17 protein-coding genes are annotated in these 18,555 nt (G+C 64.6%); 15 read left to right on the plus strand and 2 right to left on the minus strand.

Annotated elements, in window-relative coordinates:
* Window positions 1-19: 19 nt before the first annotated feature.
* The gene (locus ABL838_RS31790) at window positions 20-1,480 is read right to left on the minus strand and encodes an aldehyde dehydrogenase family protein (protein WP_418126213.1); all 1,461 of its coding nucleotides are present in this window, start codon (window positions 1,478-1,480) and stop codon (window positions 20-22) included.
* 129 nt (window positions 1,481-1,609) lie between these two features.
* Between ABL838_RS31790 and ABL838_RS31795 the strand changes: the two genes are divergently transcribed.
* Window positions 1,610-2,461, plus strand: coding sequence for a GNAT family N-acetyltransferase (locus ABL838_RS31795; protein ID WP_418126214.1), 852 nt, complete (start codon window positions 1,610-1,612; stop codon window positions 2,459-2,461).
* Here the strand turns inward: ABL838_RS31795 and ABL838_RS31800 are convergent.
* On the minus strand, window positions 2,442-3,359 hold the full coding sequence (locus ABL838_RS31800; protein WP_418126215.1) for a LysR substrate-binding domain-containing protein: 918 nt from the start codon (window positions 3,357-3,359) through the stop codon (window positions 2,442-2,444). The two genes, ABL838_RS31795 and ABL838_RS31800, sit on opposite strands and share 20 nt — an antisense overlap.
* A 505-nt stretch (window positions 3,360-3,864) precedes the next feature.
* On the opposite strand from ABL838_RS31800, the gene ABL838_RS31805 reads away from it, so the two are divergent.
* From ABL838_RS31805 to ABL838_RS31870, 14 genes are read left to right on the plus strand one after another with little or no spacing between them, the layout of a single operon-like run.
* Window positions 3,865-4,191: a (2Fe-2S)-binding protein gene (locus ABL838_RS31805; protein ID WP_418126216.1), complete on the plus strand. Its 327-nt coding sequence runs from the start codon at window positions 3,865-3,867 to the stop codon at window positions 4,189-4,191.
* The gene (locus ABL838_RS31810; RefSeq protein ID WP_418126217.1) at window positions 4,173-5,558 is read left to right on the plus strand and encodes an FAD-dependent oxidoreductase; all 1,386 of its coding nucleotides are present in this window, start codon (window positions 4,173-4,175) and stop codon (window positions 5,556-5,558) included. The genes ABL838_RS31805 and ABL838_RS31810 overlap by 19 nt, the downstream gene beginning before the upstream one ends.
* Window positions 5,555-6,724, plus strand: coding sequence for an NAD(P)/FAD-dependent oxidoreductase (locus ABL838_RS31815; RefSeq protein ID WP_418126218.1), 1,170 nt, complete (start codon window positions 5,555-5,557; stop codon window positions 6,722-6,724). The genes ABL838_RS31810 and ABL838_RS31815 overlap by 4 nt, the downstream gene beginning before the upstream one ends.
* Window positions 6,725-6,754: 30 nt before the next feature.
* A complete protein-coding gene (locus tag ABL838_RS31820) occupies window positions 6,755-8,440 on the plus strand; it encodes a peptide ABC transporter substrate-binding protein (RefSeq protein ID WP_418126219.1) in 1,686 nt (561 codons plus the stop codon).
* A 16-nt stretch (window positions 8,441-8,456) separates the two neighbouring features.
* Complete coding sequence (locus tag ABL838_RS31825; RefSeq protein WP_418126220.1) at window positions 8,457-9,413, plus strand: ABC transporter permease; 957 nt, start codon at window positions 8,457-8,459, stop codon at window positions 9,411-9,413.
* Window positions 9,410-10,297, plus strand: a complete 888-nt coding sequence (locus tag ABL838_RS31830; protein WP_418126221.1) for an ABC transporter permease — start codon at window positions 9,410-9,412, stop codon at window positions 10,295-10,297. The genes ABL838_RS31825 and ABL838_RS31830 overlap by 4 nt, the downstream gene beginning before the upstream one ends.
* Window positions 10,298-10,308: 11 nt before the next feature.
* Complete coding sequence (locus ABL838_RS31835) at window positions 10,309-11,370, plus strand: ABC transporter ATP-binding protein (protein ID WP_418126222.1); 1,062 nt, start codon at window positions 10,309-10,311, stop codon at window positions 11,368-11,370.
* Window positions 11,370-12,359: an ABC transporter ATP-binding protein gene (locus ABL838_RS31840; RefSeq protein ID WP_418126223.1), complete on the plus strand. Its 990-nt coding sequence runs from the start codon at window positions 11,370-11,372 to the stop codon at window positions 12,357-12,359. The genes ABL838_RS31835 and ABL838_RS31840 overlap by 1 nt, the downstream gene beginning before the upstream one ends.
* A gap of 9 nt (window positions 12,360-12,368) precedes the next feature.
* Window positions 12,369-13,697 carry an NAD(P)/FAD-dependent oxidoreductase gene (locus ABL838_RS31845; protein WP_418126224.1) on the plus strand — a complete coding sequence of 443 codons (1,329 nt, stop codon included), beginning with the start codon at window positions 12,369-12,371 and terminating at the stop codon, window positions 13,695-13,697.
* A 30-nt stretch (window positions 13,698-13,727) separates the two neighbouring features.
* The gene (locus ABL838_RS31850; RefSeq protein ID WP_418126225.1) at window positions 13,728-14,084 is read left to right on the plus strand and encodes a cupin domain-containing protein; all 357 of its coding nucleotides are present in this window, start codon (window positions 13,728-13,730) and stop codon (window positions 14,082-14,084) included.
* A gap of 2 nt (window positions 14,085-14,086) precedes the next feature.
* Complete coding sequence (locus ABL838_RS31855; protein WP_418126226.1) at window positions 14,087-15,013, plus strand: 2-hydroxyacid dehydrogenase; 927 nt, start codon at window positions 14,087-14,089, stop codon at window positions 15,011-15,013.
* A gap of 3 nt (window positions 15,014-15,016) precedes the next feature.
* Window positions 15,017-16,192, plus strand: a complete 1,176-nt coding sequence (locus ABL838_RS31860; protein WP_418126227.1) for a M20 aminoacylase family protein — start codon at window positions 15,017-15,019, stop codon at window positions 16,190-16,192.
* Window positions 16,192-17,586 carry a threonine synthase gene (thrC, locus tag ABL838_RS31865; RefSeq protein ID WP_418126533.1) on the plus strand — a complete coding sequence of 465 codons (1,395 nt, stop codon included), beginning with the start codon at window positions 16,192-16,194 and terminating at the stop codon, window positions 17,584-17,586. Before ABL838_RS31860 ends, thrC begins: the two co-directional genes overlap by 1 nt.
* 7 nt (window positions 17,587-17,593) lie before the next feature.
* The gene (locus tag ABL838_RS31870; RefSeq protein WP_418126228.1) at window positions 17,594-18,547 is read left to right on the plus strand and encodes a homoserine kinase; all 954 of its coding nucleotides are present in this window, start codon (window positions 17,594-17,596) and stop codon (window positions 18,545-18,547) included.
* Window positions 18,548-18,555 lie beyond the last annotated feature (8 nt).

The raw sequence follows: 18,555 nt of genomic DNA on the forward strand, positions 1-18,555 counted from the left end.
TGCGCGTTGTGCGCTGTTTTTAGTGAAAGCCGAGAATGGCCTTGGTTTCGAGGTACTCCTCCAGGCCTTCGATGCCGTACTCGCGTCCGTTGCCGGAGTGCTTGTAGCCACCGAACGGCGCATGGGGGCTCCAGGCCGGATGGTTGATGTGCACTTGGCCGGAACGAATGCGCTGGGCCACGGCGCGTGCCGCCACGATGTCCTTGCCCTGCACGTGAGCGCCGAGGCCGTAGACGGTGCAGTTCGCGATTTCCACGGCCTCGTCGACGCTGTCGTAAGGGAGCACGACAAGCACTGGCCCGAATATCTCTTCCTGCGCGATCTGCATCGGGGCACCGACCGAGGAGAACACTGTGGGCCGGCAGTAAAAGCCGCGGCGCAGATCGTCCGGGCGGCCGGCCCCTCCGCAGACGAGCCGCGCGCCTTCGGCGATGCCCGTCGCAATCATTTCCTGCACCCGGTTGAATTGGGCGCGATTGGCCACCGGGCCATGCGTGGTCTGCGCGGAGCGTGGATCGCCCACCACGAAACTCGCCGCCGTTTCCGCCGCGAGCCGTTCGACTTCCTGGAGCCGCTCGCGGGGGACGATCATGCGTGTGGGAGCGCTGCACGACTGGCCGACGTTGCGCATGCCGGCTGCAACGCCAAGGGGAACGGCCCGCGCCAAGTCCGCATCCGGCAAGAACACGTTAGGCGATTTGCCTCCGAGCTCCTGTGCAACGCGTTTGACGGTCGGCGCCGCCGCCTGAGCAACCAGCACCCCCGCGCGGGTCGAGCCTGTGATGGAGATCATGTCCACGTCCGGATGCGCCGACAACGCTGCGCCGACTTCGGGCCCCGTGCCGTTGACCAGGTTGAACACCCCAGGAGGTACGCCTGCGTCGTGCATCAACTCGGCGAAGAGCAGGGCGCTCAGCGGCGACAGCTCGCTGGGCTTGAGCACGACCGTGCATCCCGCGGCCAGCGCGGGGCCCACCTTCGCGGTGATCTGATAGAGCGGCCAGTTCCAGGGCGTGATCAGGCCGCACACGCCGATGGCCTCGCGCTGGATGGCCAAGTCACCGCGCTGCGAGAGGAAGGGGTAGCTCGTCGCGTTGTCCCGGGCGACGCGAATGTGCTCTGCCGCGACGGGGACCTGCGTGCTGCGTGCGAAGGCGATGGCGGCACCCATCTCCAGCGAGATCGCTTGCGCGAATGTCTCGGCGCGCTCCAAGATGAGGCTGTGAATGCGGTCCAGCAACGCAGCCCGTTCGTGGACCGGACGGACCGACCACGTGGGGAAGGCGCGCCGCGCGGCCGCGACCGCATCGGCCACGTCCCGTGCATCGCCCAGCACCATGTCCGTCAGGGGTTCTTCCGTGGATGGGTCGATCACGATGGAACGCGCCTGCCCATGGGGCCTGACCCACTCGCCTCCGATGAAAACCCGGTCCAACCGGCCGTCGAGGCGTTCGACGATTAAAGAGTCCGTTCGTGTCATGACGGCGCAGTATCGAAACGGCAGTTCATGCAGTCAAATTCCAATATTGCCCGTGTTCATGCTAGTTTGATATGAATGATCTGAGTCCTCCAACCGCATACTTCAGGCTCCCAGGAAAGGACTAGAGGTATGAAGCAAGGCATCAGCACCATCAACCTACGCCCATTCAGACCCGGCGACGTGCGATTGGCGCACGTCTTGTCCAGCGATCTGAAGTGGCCGCACCGGCCCGAGGACTGGCAGTTCGCGCTGTCCCTGGGTGAAGGTGTGGTCGCCGAACGCGATGGGAAGGTGCTGGGCACAGCGCTGTCATGGCAGTGGGGCGCGGACTACGCCACCATCGGACTCGTGATCGTCGCTCCCGAACTGCAGGGTCAGCGCATTGGCAACCGCATGATGCAGGCCCTGCTCGACCGCTTGGGTGCGCGCCATGTGCTGCTGCACGCGACGCAAGCAGGACGCGGCCTTTATGAGCGGCTGGGTTTCGTCGCTATGGGCGAGGTTTGCCAACACCAGGGCATGCTCGAGCGTTCACCGCAGCCGCACCGGCGGGAGGGCGATCACCTGCGGCCACTCGAGGAAGATGACATCGAATCTCTCATTGCCCTCGACGCTCGGGCCACAGGCATGCTCCGCACCGAACTACTTCGGCGCGCGTTTGCGGAAGACAGGACCGTGGTCCTGGAACGAGGCGGCCAGACCGCAGGTTTCGCAGTTTTGCGGCGTTACGGTCGCGGTCAGGCGATCGGCCCCGTGGCCGCTCCGGACCTCGAAGCCGCGAGCCTGCTGATATCGGACTGCTGTCGGCACGTCGACGGGTTTCTGCGTGTCGACGTACACGCCGATGGTGGCTTGTCGCAGTGGCTGCAGACGCAAGGGCTGCCGTGCGTCGGCGGCGGCACCGTCATGGTCCGCGGCCGTGTCTTCGAGCGGGGACCGGCGCGCGGCGGCTGGGTTGTGTTTACCCAGGCGATCGGCTGACCCTCTTGCGCGCGGCGTTCTCGCTGCCGCGCACCACGATCCGCAGCGCCTCGACGAAGTCGGCAACCAGCGCTTGCTCCGGCTGCTGATGGGCCCGTATCAGGTAGCAATCGAAGTGGATGGCTGGTTCGAACTCCAGCGCATGCACGCCTGCGAGACCGAGATCGGTGAGAACTGCCGGATTCACGATGCTGACGCCCAACCCGCGGGCCACCATGGCACACATCGTGGTGGCCAGCGTCGTCTCGATCTCGAGCTTGCGGACCTCGGGAACGAATGCCTTGTCGATCTCCGCACGTGCCACGTCCGGGGGCGAAGCCGAGATGAAAGACTCCCCAGCCAAGTCCCCCGGATTGACCTTGCGGCGGCGCGCCAGCCGGTGCCCCTTCGGCACGATGCAGACGGCACGCTGCGAAAGAACGAGCTCGCTGTCGACTTCCTGCGGCAGCGCGACGTAGGGCGCCAGGCCCAGGTCATAGTAGCGCGACGACACACCTTTGCAGATGGTTGCGGAATCCGCTGTGGTGACCACGATGGGCACATGCGGTCGCATGCCGCGAAATACCTGCAGGATGCGCGGCACAGGGTTGATGGCCAAGGCCGGCGTCACGGCGATCCTGAGGCCATCCACACCCAGCGTGCGGATGCGCTCTGCTGCTGCGCCGATGGACTCCAAACCCACGTAGACGCGGTCCACTTCCTTGAGCAATGCGTGCGCTTCGGGCGTGGGAAGAACCCGCAGTCCGACGCGCTCGAACAGCTTCATCTGCGTTTCGCGCTGCAGCAGCGCGATGGCCCTGCTCACGTTGGGTTGCGAGGTGTGCAACTGCGTGGCGGCAAGCGTCATTGAGCCTGTGTGCATGACGGCGCGGAAGCATTCGATCTGGCGGAGGTTCATGTCGGTAGTGTATGAAGTTCGAGAGAACTTCTATCTGGGTGCATGAAATCGCGTGTCGACCCCGAGGGGCTCCAGCACTTTGAAGGAGTCTCTCGATGACCGCACTGCATGGTCAAGGCCCTGCCGCCGGTCCAGGGCGAAGTTGCAGAATGGGCGCGGCGAACAGGTCGCTACAACGATCAAGTCCAGGTCGCCCAACGTCCGGCCCGGCTTCCAGTCCATGCTCCTGAGTCGCCGCTGAAGGGGTTCCCTGTGTGACGGCAAGGGTCGGGTTCGAGTAGTTGCATCCGCGAGGTCCGCTTTTGCGCTTTCGTGACGGTCGACCGGGAGCAGACACCCCTGCGATGAACTCCCACAGCGAATGGAAGCGACAGTGCCATGTGACACCCGACAGTACATATCCGAAGTGCATCAAGTGACCTGAAACTTGTATTTGACCGCATGCAGTGCCCCTTCGATACTGACTGAAGACAGCCAATCTTCATGTGGTGCAACGAGGCAACGAATGGACAGCAAGAACCCGCCAGAACGCCGCTTCGTGCGACTTGGCGAAACCGAGAGACGTGCAATTCAGATTTGGATCGATGGCCGGCCCGCACATGCTCTCGAGGGCGACACACTGCTCGTGGCGCTGCTGTCCAGCAGGGGTCACTTGCGCCATTCCGAGTTTTCAGACGGCGTGCGCTCCGGCTTCTGTTTGATGGGCGCGTGCCAGGATTGCTGGGTGCGGGACGAGCAGGGGCAACGCCTCCGCTCCTGCAGTACGCCTGCCCGTGACGGCATGCGCATCCTCACTTCCGCACAGGAGGTCGAATGGGCCAGGCTCGCATAGCCATCGTCGGCGCCGGCCCTGCGGGGGTCCGCGCGGCGCAAGCGCTGGTCGAGCGCGGAGTCCGGCCGGTCGTCGTGGACGAGGGGCGCCGTGACGGCGGGCAGATCTACCGCCGGCAACCGGATGGGTTCACGCGCCCCTACGCCAAGCTGTACGGAACGGAAGCCGACAAGGCGCAAGCCTTGCATCGCAGCTTCGATCAACTGCGAGACCGGATCGAATGGCGCGCCGAGACGTTGGCCTGGCACCTCGAGCCCCATGCGTTGCATGTCGTTCGCAATGGTGAAGCCGAAGTCCTGCCCTTCGATGCGTTGATCGTCTGCAGCGGCGCCACGGACAGGCTGATGCCGGTGCCGGGTTGGGACTTGGCGGGCTGCTATAGCCTGGGTGCCGCGCAGATTTCGCTCAAGTCGCAGGCCTGCGCGATTGGCCGGCGCGTGGTGTTCATGGGCACTGGACCGCTCCTGTATCTCGTCGCCTCTCAGTATGTGGCCGCGGGCGCGCAGGTGGAGGCAGTGCTGGACACATCGGCTTCGGTACTGCGCCTGCGAGCGCTGCCTAGGCTTGCCGCGCGGCCCGGCGCGCTGCTCAACGGCTTGAAGCTCGTGGCCTCGCTGCGGAGGGCGGGCGTGCACGTGATGACCGGCGTCACGCCCGTCGAGATCGGCGGTTCGCCTCGACGCGGCGTGACTGGCGTGCGCGTACGCGACGGACGTGGACGCGAACATGCATTCGAATGCGACGCCGTGGCGCTGGGCTATCACCTGCGCTCCGAAGCCCAGCTTGCGGACATCGCCAGATGCGAGTTCCGGTTCGATGCCGCGTCGCGCCAATGGCTGCCTCGCATCGACCAGGACGGCCGCAGCAGCGTCAAGGGCATGTACCTCGCGGGAGACGGCGTGCGTCTCTCCGGTGCGGATGGTGCCGAAGCCGCGGGCCGTCTGGCGGCGCTGACCTGCCTCGCAGACCTCGGCATTGAGCGCTCTGATCGTGCGGAAGTGGTGCAACTGCGCGCAGCCCTCGACAAGATGGAGCGCTTCCGGCTGGGCCTGCTGCAGGCGTTTCCCTGGCCGCACCGCGCGGCGGCCGCATTGCCGGACAGCACCGTCGTCTGTCGCTGCGAAGTCGTCACGGCGGGCGAGTTGCGCACAGCGGTCAGCGAACTCGGGGCCTGCGAGATCAACCGCGCCAAAGCCTTGTGCCGCGTGGGGATGGGGCGTTGTCAGAGCCGATACTGCGGCCACGCGGCAGCGGAGATCGTGGCGCATGCCGCCGGAATTCCTTTAGAGCAGGTTGGGCGCATCCGCGGCCAAGGCCCGGTGAAGCCGCTGTCCGTGTCGGCGCTGACAGTCGGAGGTGCGGAATGAACAGCAGGCATTTCGCCGCTGACGTCGTGATCATCGGCGGTGGCATCGTCGGTGCGGCTGGCGCCTTCTTCCTGCGCCGGCGAGGCCTCTCGGTCGTATTGCTGGAGCGCGGCCTGGTCGGCCAGCAGGCCAGCGGTGTGAACTTTGGCAACGTGCGCCGGCAGGGGCGGTATCTGCCGCAGCTGCCCTTGGCGCACCGTTCGCGCGAACTCTGGGGACGGTTGCCGGAGTTGATCGGCCATGACGCCGAGTTCACTGTCACCGGTCACGTGCGCGTGGTGTACGACGTGGACGGCATGGCCGCCATCGAAAAGTATGCCGCTGATGCGCGGCTTTGGGGCCTCGATTTGCAGATCCTCGGTCACGCCGAAGTTCACAAGCGGTTTCCTTTCCTTGGGCCAGACGTGATCGGCGGATCGCTGTCTCCGAACGATGGCCATGCCAACCCCCGCCTGGCGGCACCGGCGTTCGGTCGCGCGGCGCGCAAGGCGGGCGCCACCGTGCTGGAAAACTGCGAGGTTCTGGACCTGCAGAAGGGCGCACTTGACTTTCATGTCGCGGTCAAGGATGGAACCCGCGTCACTGCGCCTGTGGCGCTGCTCTGCGCAGGAGCCTGGGCCGGCAAATTCAGTACATGCTTCGGAGAACCGGTGCCGCTGGTGCAACGCGGTCCCACGATGGGCGTGACCGAACCCGTGCCCTACGGGATCTTGCCGGTGGTCGGCGTCAAGAGTTCCAACCCGGCTGACGACATGTACTTCCGCCAAGTCAAGCGGGGCAACATCGTGTTCGGCGGCAGCGTGCGCAACGACGCCTATCTTGACGAACGCCGCGCGCAGCCCAGGCCCGGCAACACTTTGCTGCAGCTGCCGCATCTGCGGCGCATCGCTCCGGCGCTCGCCAACCTTCACGTACTTCGCACCTGGAGCGGCGTGGAAAGCTATTTCCCGGACGACCTGCCGGTCATGGGACCCAGCCACAGCGTGAGCGGCCTGTATTACGCCTTCGGCTTCTGCGGCCACGGCTTCCAGACCGGGCCCGGCGTCGGGGACGTGATGGCAGAACTCATCGCCCGCGGTACCACCAGCATCGACCTGACCCCCTACAGCGTCCGCCGTTTCGGCGAAACCATCGGCGCGCCGCAGGCGAGTCTCGCCACCGTGTAACCACCCCGCAAACCAGCACAGGAGACAACCATGACTGACCACAAAAATAATTCAAGCTCCATCGGCCACCCTGGCCTGGGCAATCTGACACGGCGCGACGCCATGTTCGCCGGTGCGGCGGCCTTTGCGGCCGGGTCGCTGGGATTGGCTGTGAGTGCACGCGCTGCGGCGCCGGCTGCGAAGCCGACGGGCCAAGCCATTCTTGGGTTCTCGCAGGAAGTCACCGTCCTGCATCCGCTGATGACGTCCAACGAAGTGGATCAGGGCGTCTGGTGGAACCTGTTCAGCCCTCTATGGCTGATCGACGCTCGAGGCAACTTCGTGCCCGTGTTGGCCAAGTCGGTTCCGACCTTGGAGAACGGCGGCATTTCGGCCGACGGCCTGAGCTGGCGCGTGGAACTGCGCAACGACGTGAAGTGGCATGACGGCAAACCGTTGACGGCGGAGGACGTGCGCTATTCGATCGGCCTGATGAAGAACCCGGCCTTCCGCGCCCGTAACCGAACGGCCTTCGACATGATCGCGAGCGTTGCCGTGGAGGGCACTCATGTGATCACGTGGAAACTGAAGGAGCCCTATGCGCCGCTCACCTCCACGCTGAGCTGGACCTTCATCGTCCCGTCGCACGTCCTGTCGCAGGACCCCGATCCCAACTCTCCGAAGTTCGCGGCCGCACCTGTGGGCACCGGCCCCTATCGCTTCGTGAGCCGCAAGACTGGCGACTACGTGATGCTCGAGGCGAATCCCGGCTACTTCGGGACGGTGCCCGTCGTGAATCGGTTGATCTTCAAGTACGTGCCGGACCTGAACGCGATGTACACGCAGTTCAAGACGGGAGAGATCGACTTCGTCGGTCTGGCGGGCATACCGGCCAATTTCTACAAGGAAGCCTCGGCGCTGCGCGGTCGCCGTGTCTATCCTGCGGCGCGCTCCGCGGTTGAGAACCTGACGCTCAATCTGGCCCACCCCGCGCTGGCGGACAAGGCCGTGCGGAAGGCACTGAACATGGCCATCGACCGCCAGTCGATCTGCGACATCGTCTACTACGGCCTGCCAAAGCCCGCCAACAGCTTCCTGGTCCCCGGACACTGGGCCTACAACGCCAGTCTGCCCAAGTTCGAGTACGACCCCAAGAAGGCCGCCGCGATGCTTGACCAACTCGGCTGGGTGAAGGGTGCCGATGGCATCCGTGTGAAGAATGGCGTGCGCCTGTCTTTCACGAATTCCACCGTCACGGGCAACCAGCTGCGCGAGCAGACGCAGCAACTCATCGCTGACGACTTCAAGAAGATCGGCGTCGAGATGCTGATCAAGAACATGGTGGCGGCGGTGCTGTGGGCCGACTTCTGGCGGAACTCCGAGTTCGACAGCCTGATGACGGCGCCGACCTACACCATCGCCTCGGATCCGGATGTCACCCATCGCTTCGGTTCGGGAGCCATTCCGAAGGAAACCAAGTCGGGCTCGAACGTGAGTCTCTACAAGAACGCTGGGGTGGACACGCTGCTTGCCCGAGGCCGTCAGGAATACAACCTGGCCAAGCGCAAGGAGATCTACGCCAAGGTCCAGGAACTGATCATGGACGACCTGCCTTTCCTGCCGTTGTTCAACCTCGTGGAGGTTGAAGGCACGAAGGCGGGGCTGGACGGGTATGCAGGCAACGTGAACGCGCTGTCCAATGCCTGGAACGCAGCCAGCTGGCGCTGGACTGCCTGAAAGCGAGTGTCGCGTCATGAGCCGATATCTCCTGAGCCGCTTGCTGCAGGCACTGCTGCTGCTGTGGCTGGTTTCGATGATCGCTTTCGCGATCCTTCACCTGGCGCCCGGTGGGCCTCTGTCGCAGTTCCTGGCCACCGGTACCCTGGGGCCGGAGGACATCGAACGGCTCATGGCCCAGTACGGCCTGAACCGGCCGCTGCCTCTCCAGTACCTTGACTGGGCCGGCAATCTGCTAAGAGGCGACTGGGGCCGGTCGTATCGTGACGACCTGCCGGTCTTGACGAAGATCGGCATGCACGTCGGCCCCACGCTCGAGCTGATGATCTCTTCCACGCTGTTGGCGATGCTTATCGGTGGAATGATCGGCATCCTCGGTGCCGTAAGGCGGTATTCATTCTTCGACCACCTCGCCACCATCGGCGCCATGGTGGCCCTATCGATTCCCACCTTTTGGTTCGGGTTGGCGGTGATCTACGTCTTCTCCGTGAACCTGGGATGGCTGCCGGCCGGCGGACGGGAAACCATCGGCGATGGTTCTGTGCTCGATCGCATGCAGCACCTGATGTTGCCCTGCATCGTGCTGGCATTGGTGTCGACGGCAGTGTGGAGCCGATACATGCGTTCCTCGATGCTGGATGTGATCAATCAGGATTACATCCGCACGGCCCGCTCCAAGGGCGTCGCTCCGGTGCGCATTCTCATTCACCACGCCCTCCGCAACGCCTTGTTGCCCATGATCACCATCACCGGCTTGCATGTTTCCACGCTGCTGAGCGGCGCTCTCGTGACCGAAACCGTTTTCACCTGGCCCGGCATGGGGAGGTTGTTCCTGGACAGTGTGGGCAACCGGGACTATCCGGTGGTGATGGGCATGCTCATGTTCACTGCATGCATGGTGCTGCTGGGCAGTCTGCTGGCTGACCTGCTCTATTCCGTTGCGGATCCCCGCATCAAGGTTGGTGTCCAATGAGCGCCGTACATTCAACATCCCTCTCGCTCGTTCGTCGGTCCTTCAGCGAACGGCATCCTGCGATTCGCCGCTTCATGCGGCACCGTCTTGCCACGCTGGGACTGGTGGTGATCGGAGTCATGACGTTGCTGAGCTTCGTCGGACCTTATCTGACGCAGTTCAATTCTACGGACACCGACATCCGGAACCGCCTGGTTGCTCCCTTCGCGGGCGTCCATATCCTCGGCACGGATCCCCTCGGCCGCGACATCCTGGCGCGCCTGATGTACGCGGGGCGCATCTCCTTGTCGGTGGGCTTCGCCGCCACGTTGCTGTCCATGGTGATCGGCGTACTGGTGGGACTGGTGGCGGGTTTCTATCGCGGCGCAATTGGCACCGTACTGATGCGCTTCGTGGATTCCATGTTGTGCTTTCCGACGATCTTCCTGCTGCTGGCGGTCGCGGCGCTGATAGAGCCCTCGGTCATTTCCATTGTGGTACTTATCGCTGCGGCCAGTTGGATGGAGGTGGCGCGCGTGGTCGAGGGACAGGTCCGCTCTCTGCGTTCACGCGACTTCGCGGTTGCGGCAGAGTCGCTTGGCGCCAGCGACGTGAGGATCATGTTCCGCGAACTCCTGCCGAACGCAGTGGGACCCATCGTCGTTGCCGCAACGCTGAACATCGCCAACGCGATTTTGGCGGAGTCCTACATCAGCTTTCTCGGCTTCGGCATCCACCCCCCGACGCCGAGCTGGGGAAACATGCTCGAGAACGCGCAAAGCTATCTGACGAATGCGCCGTGGCTGGCCATCGTACCGGGGGTCGCCATCACGCTTACGGTGACCAGCTTCAACTTCATTGGTGACGGCCTGCGCGATGCGCTGGACACCAAACTGGATCGTTAAGGATGCTTGCCATGGACCATCTCGAGCCATTGCACTTCGTGCCCGCTGCCGAAAGCGCGGAAGTGGACAACATCCTGGAAGTGCGTGACCTGAACGTGACGTTCCGCGCATCTGGCGGACCCGTGCGGGCCGTGCGCGATGTGAGCTTTACTTTGCGCCGGGGCGAGAACCTGGCGTTGGTGGGAGAAACCAGTTCGGGCAAGAGCGTGACCTGCCTGGGCCTGCTCGGCCTCACCCCACCTGCGCCGCACTGCACCATCAGCGGTTCTGCCCGTCTGGCGGCGCGCGATGGCAAAACCTACGAACTCGTGGGTACGCCCGAGCGTGTGATGCGGCAGGTGCGCGGGGGCGCCGCCTCGGTGATTTTTCAGGAGCCGATGACCTCGCTCAACCCGGTGCACACCGTCGGGGCGCAGATCTGCGAGAGCCTGCACCTTCACCTGGGGATGAAAGGCCGTGCCGCCACGGAGCGCGCCGCTGAACTCCTGAACGAGGTCGGCATCTCTGATCCCAAGCGGCGGCTCGCGAACTACCCGCACGAACTGTCCGGCGGCATGCGCCAGCGCGTGATGATCGCCATGGCGATCGCATGCGAACCGTCCCTGCTGATCGCCGACGAACCTACCACAGCGCTGGACGTGACCATCCAGGCGCAGATCCTGGAGCTGCTGCAGAAGCTGCAGTCCGACAACGGCATGGCCATGATCTACATCACGCACAACCTCGGGACGGTTGCCGAGATCGCAGACCGGGTGATGGTGATGTACGCGGGACGCATCGTGGAAACGACGGACGTGGTGTCGCTGTTCGCACAGCCGCGCCACCCCTACAGTCGCGGACTGATCCAGTCTGTTCCACGGCTGCACTCTAATCGCGCCCGCAAGACCCCGCTGTTCGCGATCCCGGGCAACGTCCCCGACCCCACGTCTCACCCGCCGGGCTGCACTTTCGGGCCGCGCTGCAGCCATTTCGAGCCGGGACGCTGCGATGTCGCAGTGCCGGACCTCGATGGCGTCGGGCCTGGCCACCTGGTGCGGTGCGTGCGTTGGCCTGAAATTCAAGGAGCCGTGTGATGCAGCAAGAACATACAGCTGCCGCCCTATTGCAGGTCGAAGGCATGCGCAAGTGGTACTCGATCGGCGGGGGCTGGCTGGGCAAGCCAGCTCAGACCGTGAAGGCCGTCGACGGCGTGAACTTTGACATCCGCCGGGGCGAGGTGTTGAGCCTGGTGGGCGAAAGCGGTTCCGGCAAGAGCACCATCGGCCGCGCGATCCTGAACCTCGATGCGCCAACGGCAGGTCAGGTGCGATTCGACGGCAAGCCTCTGGTGGGCCTCACGCGCCGCCAGATGCGGCCCCTGCGGCGCGCGATGCAGATGGTCTTTCAGGATCCGTACTCGTCGCTGAATCCGAAGCACACGGTGGAGGAGTTGCTGTCGGCGCCGCTGCAGATCCACATGCCGGAGCTCACCGTGCAGGAGCGCCGCGACAGGATCGACGCCATACTGAAGACAGTGGGACTCAATCCCGCACATCGGACCCGCTATCCGCACGAGTTCTCGGGCGGCCAGCGACAGCGCATCGGCATCGCTCGCGCGCTGATGACCGAGCCGCAGCTGCTGGTGGCTGACGAGCCGGTGTCCGCGCTCGACGTTTCGGTGCAGGCGCAGGTGATCAACCTGCTGCTGGAGCTGAAGCAGCGCTTGGGTCTTACGATGCTGTTCATCAGCCACGACCTCGCTGTCGTGGGCCACATTTCCGATCGCATCGCGGTGATGTATTTAGGCCGGCTGGTGGAAATCGGCGACGCCGAATCGTTGCTGAACGATCCTCGGCATCCCTACACGCGCGCCTTGATGGCGGCGGTTCCGAACATCGACCCGCAGCAGCGGCGCCCACGCCAGCTGCTCAAGGGCGACATCCCCAGTCCGCTGGCGCCGCCCTCGGGTTGCGCCTTTCGCACGCGATGCCCGCATGCCCAGCCTGCTTGCGCGAACGCCGTTCCTGAACTCAGGTTTGTTGAGCGGCACCACGCGACCGCGTGCATCCGCGACGACATCTGACGCCAATCCATGTCGCCTTCTATCCTTCGCGTTCGCAGCGACGACAAGTTGCCCGAGCAAGCCGATGCAGTGATCATCGGCGGTGGCATCGTCGGTGTCTCTACGGCGTACTTCCTGGCCCAGCGTGGCCTTTCTGTGGTCATCCTGGAAAAAGGCTATATCGGCGGTGAGCAGTCCAGCCGCAACTGGGGTTGGTGCCGCCAGCAAAACCGCGATGCACGCGAGCTGCCGCTTTCGGGTCTCTCGATGCGTTTGTGGGATGAGATGGCGCGCGACATCGGGCGTGACCTTGGCTTCCAGCGCTGCGGCCTGTACTACGCGAGTGACGACCCGAAGCAACTCGCCACCTGGGAAGCCTGGGGAGCGCAGCATGGACGTCCTTTTGGTGTGCGCACACGCATGCTCGACGCCAAAGAGGCCGGAAACGTGATGCGAGGCAGCAACGCCCGCAGGTGGCTGGGCGGCGTGCACTCCATGGACGATGGCACCGCGGATCCGGCGCTAGCGGCACCTGGCATCGCAGAAGGAGCCCGTGCTTTCGGTGCCAAGATCCATCAGGACTGCGCGGCCCGCGGGCTTGACATTTCCAACGGTGCGGTCAGTGGCGTGTTCACCGAGAAAGGCTTGGTCAGGACGGGCGCCGTCGTGTGCGCCGGGGGCGCCTGGGCGTCTGGGTTCTGCCGCCGGCACGGCATCTCCTTCCCGCAGGCTAGTGTCCGTGCGTCCGTGCTGCGCACACCGCCCATTGAAGGTCTTGCACCAGCGCTGGCGACCCCGGAGTGCACGCTGACGCGCCGCCCCGATGGCGGCTACATCGTCGCCATCAGCGGAAAAGGGACGCTGGAGCTCACCCCCCAGGGCCTGCGGTACGCGCGTGAGTTCATGCCGATGTTCGTCAAGCGGCTCAAAGCGGTGGAGATCGGCGTAGGGAGTTCCTTCTTCCGTGGACCCGAGGCACTCAACCGCTGGGAGTTCGACGAGAAATCGCCGTTCGAGCAAATCCGTGTGCTGGACCCAGCGCCGGACCCAAAGGCGATCAACTACCTCTTGGACAGCTTCAAGCGGCTCTACCCGGCGCTGCCTGGGATCACGGCGTCCCAGGCCTGGGGGGCGTACATCGACAGCACGCCGGATGCGGTGCCCGTCATCTCGCCTGTGGACCGCATCAAGGGCTTCGTGCTCGCCGCCGGCTTCAGCGGCCATGGCTTCGGTCTGGGCCCCGGGGCGGGGCAACTGGCAGCGAGCATGGTCACGGGCGACGCGCCTCCTGTGGATCCCACGCCTTTCCGCTACTCGCGCTTTGGCGACGGCTCGAAGGTCAAGGTCGGCGCTATCTGAGCAGCTTCGATAAGTAAGGAAACCATCTTCATGAACAATCTCACCTTCTTCAAGTTCGACGATCTGGGTACGGCCCGCGAGGGCGGACCCTTGCCGGAACGCGTCCTCGCAGGCACTGCCAAGTTCAAGAACTGGGACGTCGACCGTTCCAACGACGAAAAGGTCCGCGCTGGCGTCTGGGAAACCACGCCTGGCACCTACCGATCCATCAAGGGTGGCACCTGGGAGTTCTGCTACATCCTCTCGGGCCTGTCGGAAGTGACAGAGGACGGAAAGGAGCCCGTGCGGGTGCGCGCGGGAGATTCCTTCGTCATGAGACCCGAATTCACGGGCATCTGGCATTGCATCGAAACGACCCGCAAGATCTGGGTGGTCTACAACAAGTAGCCATGGTCTTCGTCTACAAGGCCGACCCCGTGCGCGGGGCGGAATGGGCACGCCTGTTCGCCGCCAAGGCGCCCGAGATTCCGTTTCACATCTGGCCCGACATCGGCCCGCCCGAACGCGTGCGCTATCTCGCAGCGTGGACGCTGCCAGAAGGCTTCGAGCGGCAGTTCCCCAACGTGGAACTGGTATTCTCCACGGGTGCCGGCGTGGACCAGTTCGACCTGAGCAAGGTGCCGCCGGCCCTGCCTGTGATGCGCCTCGCCGAGCCTGGCGTGGTGGCGGGCATGGTGGAGTACGCCACCATGGCGGTGCTGGCTTTGCACCGGGACCTGCCAGCCTACATCGAGCAGCAGCGGCAAGGAAAATGGGCCGCGCACCGCGTCCATCCTGCCGCCAAGCGACGGGTGAGCGTTCTTGGCATGGGAGTGTTGGGTCGGGCGGTCCTCACGCAGCTTCGAAGTTTTGGATTCCAGCTTGCGGGCTGGAGCCGGACGCGTCATGAGTTCGAAGGCGTGACTTGCTACGTGGGTGAGGGCGAGCTATTGGGGATGCTGGCTGCCACGGACGTCCTGGTCTGCTTGCTGCCGCTGACGAGCGAGACGCGCAACATTCTCGATGCGAAGCTGCTCAATGCTTTGCCCTGTGGTGCATCTCTGGTGCATGTGGGGCGCGGCGCACAGCTCGACCACCAAGCCTTGCTGGACGCGCTCGACAGCGGGTGGATTTCTTCCGCCGTGGTCGATGTCACGGCACCCGAGCCGCTGCCTGCGAACCACCGGTTCTGGTCACATCCGCGCATTCTGTTGACGCCGCATATCGCCAGCATGACCCAGCCGGAAACAGCGGTTGATCTCGTACTGGAGAACATACGGCGCCATCAAGCAGGCGAGCCGTTGGTCGGTCTTGTGAGCCGCGACAGGGGGTATTGAGACGTGAGTGCAACCATTGACGATCTTCTGCCCGATCTGATTGCGCTGCGACGCGATCTGCACGCTCATCCCGAGCTGGCGTTCGAAGAGCGCCGAACCTCTGGCATCGTCGCAGCGGCGCTGCGTGAGGCGGGGCTGGAGGTGTATGAGGGCATCGGTGGAACGGGCGTGGTCGGCGTTCTGCGCCGAGGAGGCTCGCCACGGATGGTCGGCCTGCGTGCAGACATGGACGCTCTGCCCCTTGTGGAGCAAGGTGAGCGGCCGCATGTCAGTCGCTTCCCCGGCCGTCACCACGGGTGCGGGCACGACGGCCACACAGCGATGCTGCTCGGCGCAGCCCGGCAACTCGCTCGCGATGAAGCATTCGAGGGCTGCGTCGCCTTCATCTTCCAGCCGGCCGAAGAAGGACGAGGCGGTGCGCGCGAGATGGTGCTAGAAGGTCTGTTCGAGCGCTTCCCCTGCGAAGCCGTGTTCGCCGTGCACAACTGGCCGGACCTCCCGCTGGGCGTGGCGGCGACGCGGTCCGGCCCCATCATGGCCGCAGCGGATCGTTTCGATATCGTGGTGCGTGGACGTGGCGGGCATGCGGCGCAGCCGCACCACACACCTGATGTGGTGCTGGCCGCCAGCACGCTGGTGGCCCAGCTACACACCATCGTGTCACGGCGTGTGCCGCCCACCGAGAACGCGGTGCTCTCGGTCACCCGCATCAGTGGCGGCCAGTCGCACAACGTTCTGCCGGCAGCGGTGGAGCTGACAGGCACGGTGCGGAGCTTCAACGGGGCGGTGCAGGACATGCTCGAGCAGGCCCTGCACGACATGGCCGCAGGTATTGCGCGCGCGAGCGGCACCACTATCGACGTGGAGTACACGCGCTACTACCCGGCCACCATCAATAGCCCGGCGCACGCGCAGCTCGCGCTCGAAGCGGCACGCCGCGCCGGCCTGGAAGCGCAGACGGCTGGAGCACCCGCCTTCACCTCGGAAGACTTCGCGTTCATGCTGCAGCAACGGCCGGGTGCCTATCTCTGGCTTGGCCAAGGCGCGGGCACGAGCCCTGCGCCCTTGCACCACCCCTCCTACGACTTCAACGACGACGTGTTGGCCTTCGGTGTGCGCTGGTTTGTGACCGTTGCGCAGCTGGCGCTGCAGGACACGTCCACTCCTTCCCAGAAATGATGCTCTACCTATCCACCCGGGGCGATCCCGAACGCAAGCGCTTCTGCGAAATCCTGCTCGAAGGCCTCGCGCCCGATGGCGGCCTCTACCTGCCCGAGCAATACCCGCAGGTCGACACCGTCACGCTCGCCCAATGGCGCAAGCTGCCGTACGCCGAGCTGGCCTTCGAGATCCTCTCGCTCTACATCGACGACATTCCGCCGGCCGACCTGAAGGCGATCTGCGCGAAGACTTACACGGCCGAAGTGTTCGGCACCGACGAGATCGTGCCGCTGCGCGAGCTGGAAGACGGCGTGTACCTCGAAGCCCTGTCCAACGGCCCCACGCTGGCCTTCAAGGACATGGCGATGCAGCTGCTGGGCAACCTGTTCGAGTACGAACTGGCCCGCCGCGGCGCCGAGCTCAACATCCTGGGCGCCACCAGCGGCGACACCGGCAGCGCGGCCGAGTACGCCATGCGCGGCAAGAAGGGCGTGCGCGTCTTCATGACCTCGCCCGACGGCCGCATGAGCCCGTTCCAGCAGGCGCAGATGTTCAGCCTGCAGGACGCGAACATCCACAACATCGCCATCACCGGCGTGTTCGACGACTGCCAGGACATCGTCAAGGCCGTGTCTAACGACCTGGCCTTCAAGCGCAAGTACCGCATCGGCACGGTCAACTCGATCAACTGGGCGCGGCTGCTGGCGCAGGTCGTCTACTACTTCGCGGGCTACTTCCAGGCCACGGCGGCCAACGACAAGCCGGTGAGCTTCACCGTGCCCTCGGGCAACTTCGGCAACGTCTGCGCGGGCCACGTGGCGCGCATGATGGGCCTGCCGATCCACACGCTGGTGGTCGCCACCAACGAGAACGACGTCCTCGACGAGTTCTTCCGCACCGGCGTGTACCGCGTGCGCGGCGCCGTTGACACGCACGAGACTTCCAGCCCGTCGATGGACATCAGTAAGGCCAGCAACTTCGAGCGCTTCGTGTTCGACCTGGTGGGGCGCGACGCGGCGAAGGTGAAGCGCCTGTTTGGCGAACAGCTGGCGAGCCAGGGTCGCTTCGAACTCGCGGTTGATCCCAAGTTCGGCTTCGTGTCGGGCAAGAGTACGCATGCAGACCGTGTCTCGACCATCCGCGATACTTTTCATCGCTTCGGCGCGATGGTTGATCCGCACACGGCCGACGGCGTCAAGGTGGCGCGTGAGCATGTGCGCAAGGGGACGCTCATGGTCGTGCTGGAGACCGCGCTGCCGATCAAATTTGCGGCCATGGTCGCGGAGGCGCTGGGACGCGCCCCGGATCGACCGGCCAAGTTCGAAGCTATCGAGGAGCTGCCGCGCCGCGTCACGGTGCTTCCGGCCGAGGTTGAGCAGGTGAAGGCCTACATTGCTGCCCACGTGGCCTGATCGTCCCATGGCTGTCTTTACCGAACTTTCATTCGACGAGGCCGCAATGTTCCTGCGCAAGTTCGAGCAGGGTGAATTGCGGGCCCTTCTCGCTTGTTCCGGGGGCATCGAGAACACGAACTACTTCGTGGCGACGGATGCGGGCTCTCATGTGCTGACGCTGTTCGAGCGGCTGGCAGACGAGGAACTGCCCTTCTACCTGCACCTCATGCAACACCTGGCGGGACAGGGGATTCCTGTGCCCGACCCGTTGCCGGACCGCGAAGGACGCATCCTGCATCGCCTGAAGGGCAAGCCCGCCGCGATCGTGTCCAGGTTGCATGGCAGGAGTGAACTGAAACCCTCCGTCGCGCACTGCAGTACCGTCGGAGCGGTGCTCGCCCGAATGCACTTGGCTGGCAAGGACTACCACCGTTACCAGCCCAATCTGCGAGGCTTTCTTTGGTGGAGCGAAACCGCTCCCCTGGTCATGCCGTACCTCGACGATGGTCAGCGAGCGCTACTTACGCGTGAAATGGATTGCCAGAAGCGCATCGCGGCATCGGATGACTACGCGGCCTTACCTCGTGGCCCTATCCACGGTGACTTGTTTCGCGACAACGTCTTGTTCGAGGGGGAGCGTATCACGGGCGTTCTCGACTTCTATTTCGCCGGCTGCGACACGTGGCTGTATGACATCGGCGTATGCCTCAACGACTGGTGCGTTGACCTGGATAGCGGGCAAGGGAATGCAGCGCGTGAAGCCACTTTTCTGTCGGCCTACGAAGCAGTGCGGCCGCTACAGCCGGCGGAGCGTGGCCTTTTGCTCGCGATGCGGCGCGCCGCCGCGCTTCGGTTCTGGTTGTCACGCCTGCGCGATCTGCATCTGCCGCGGCCAGCCGCAGTCTTGAAGGCGCACGACCCGCGGCAATTCGAACAGGTTCTGCGTCACTGCACGAGCGACGCTGACGCGATTCTCTAGACACAACA

Origin of the sequence: Variovorax sp. 160MFSha2.1, assembly GCF_048305075.1 — a bacterium.
Lineage (GTDB): Bacteria > Pseudomonadota > Gammaproteobacteria > Burkholderiales > Burkholderiaceae_C > Variovorax > Variovorax guangxiensis.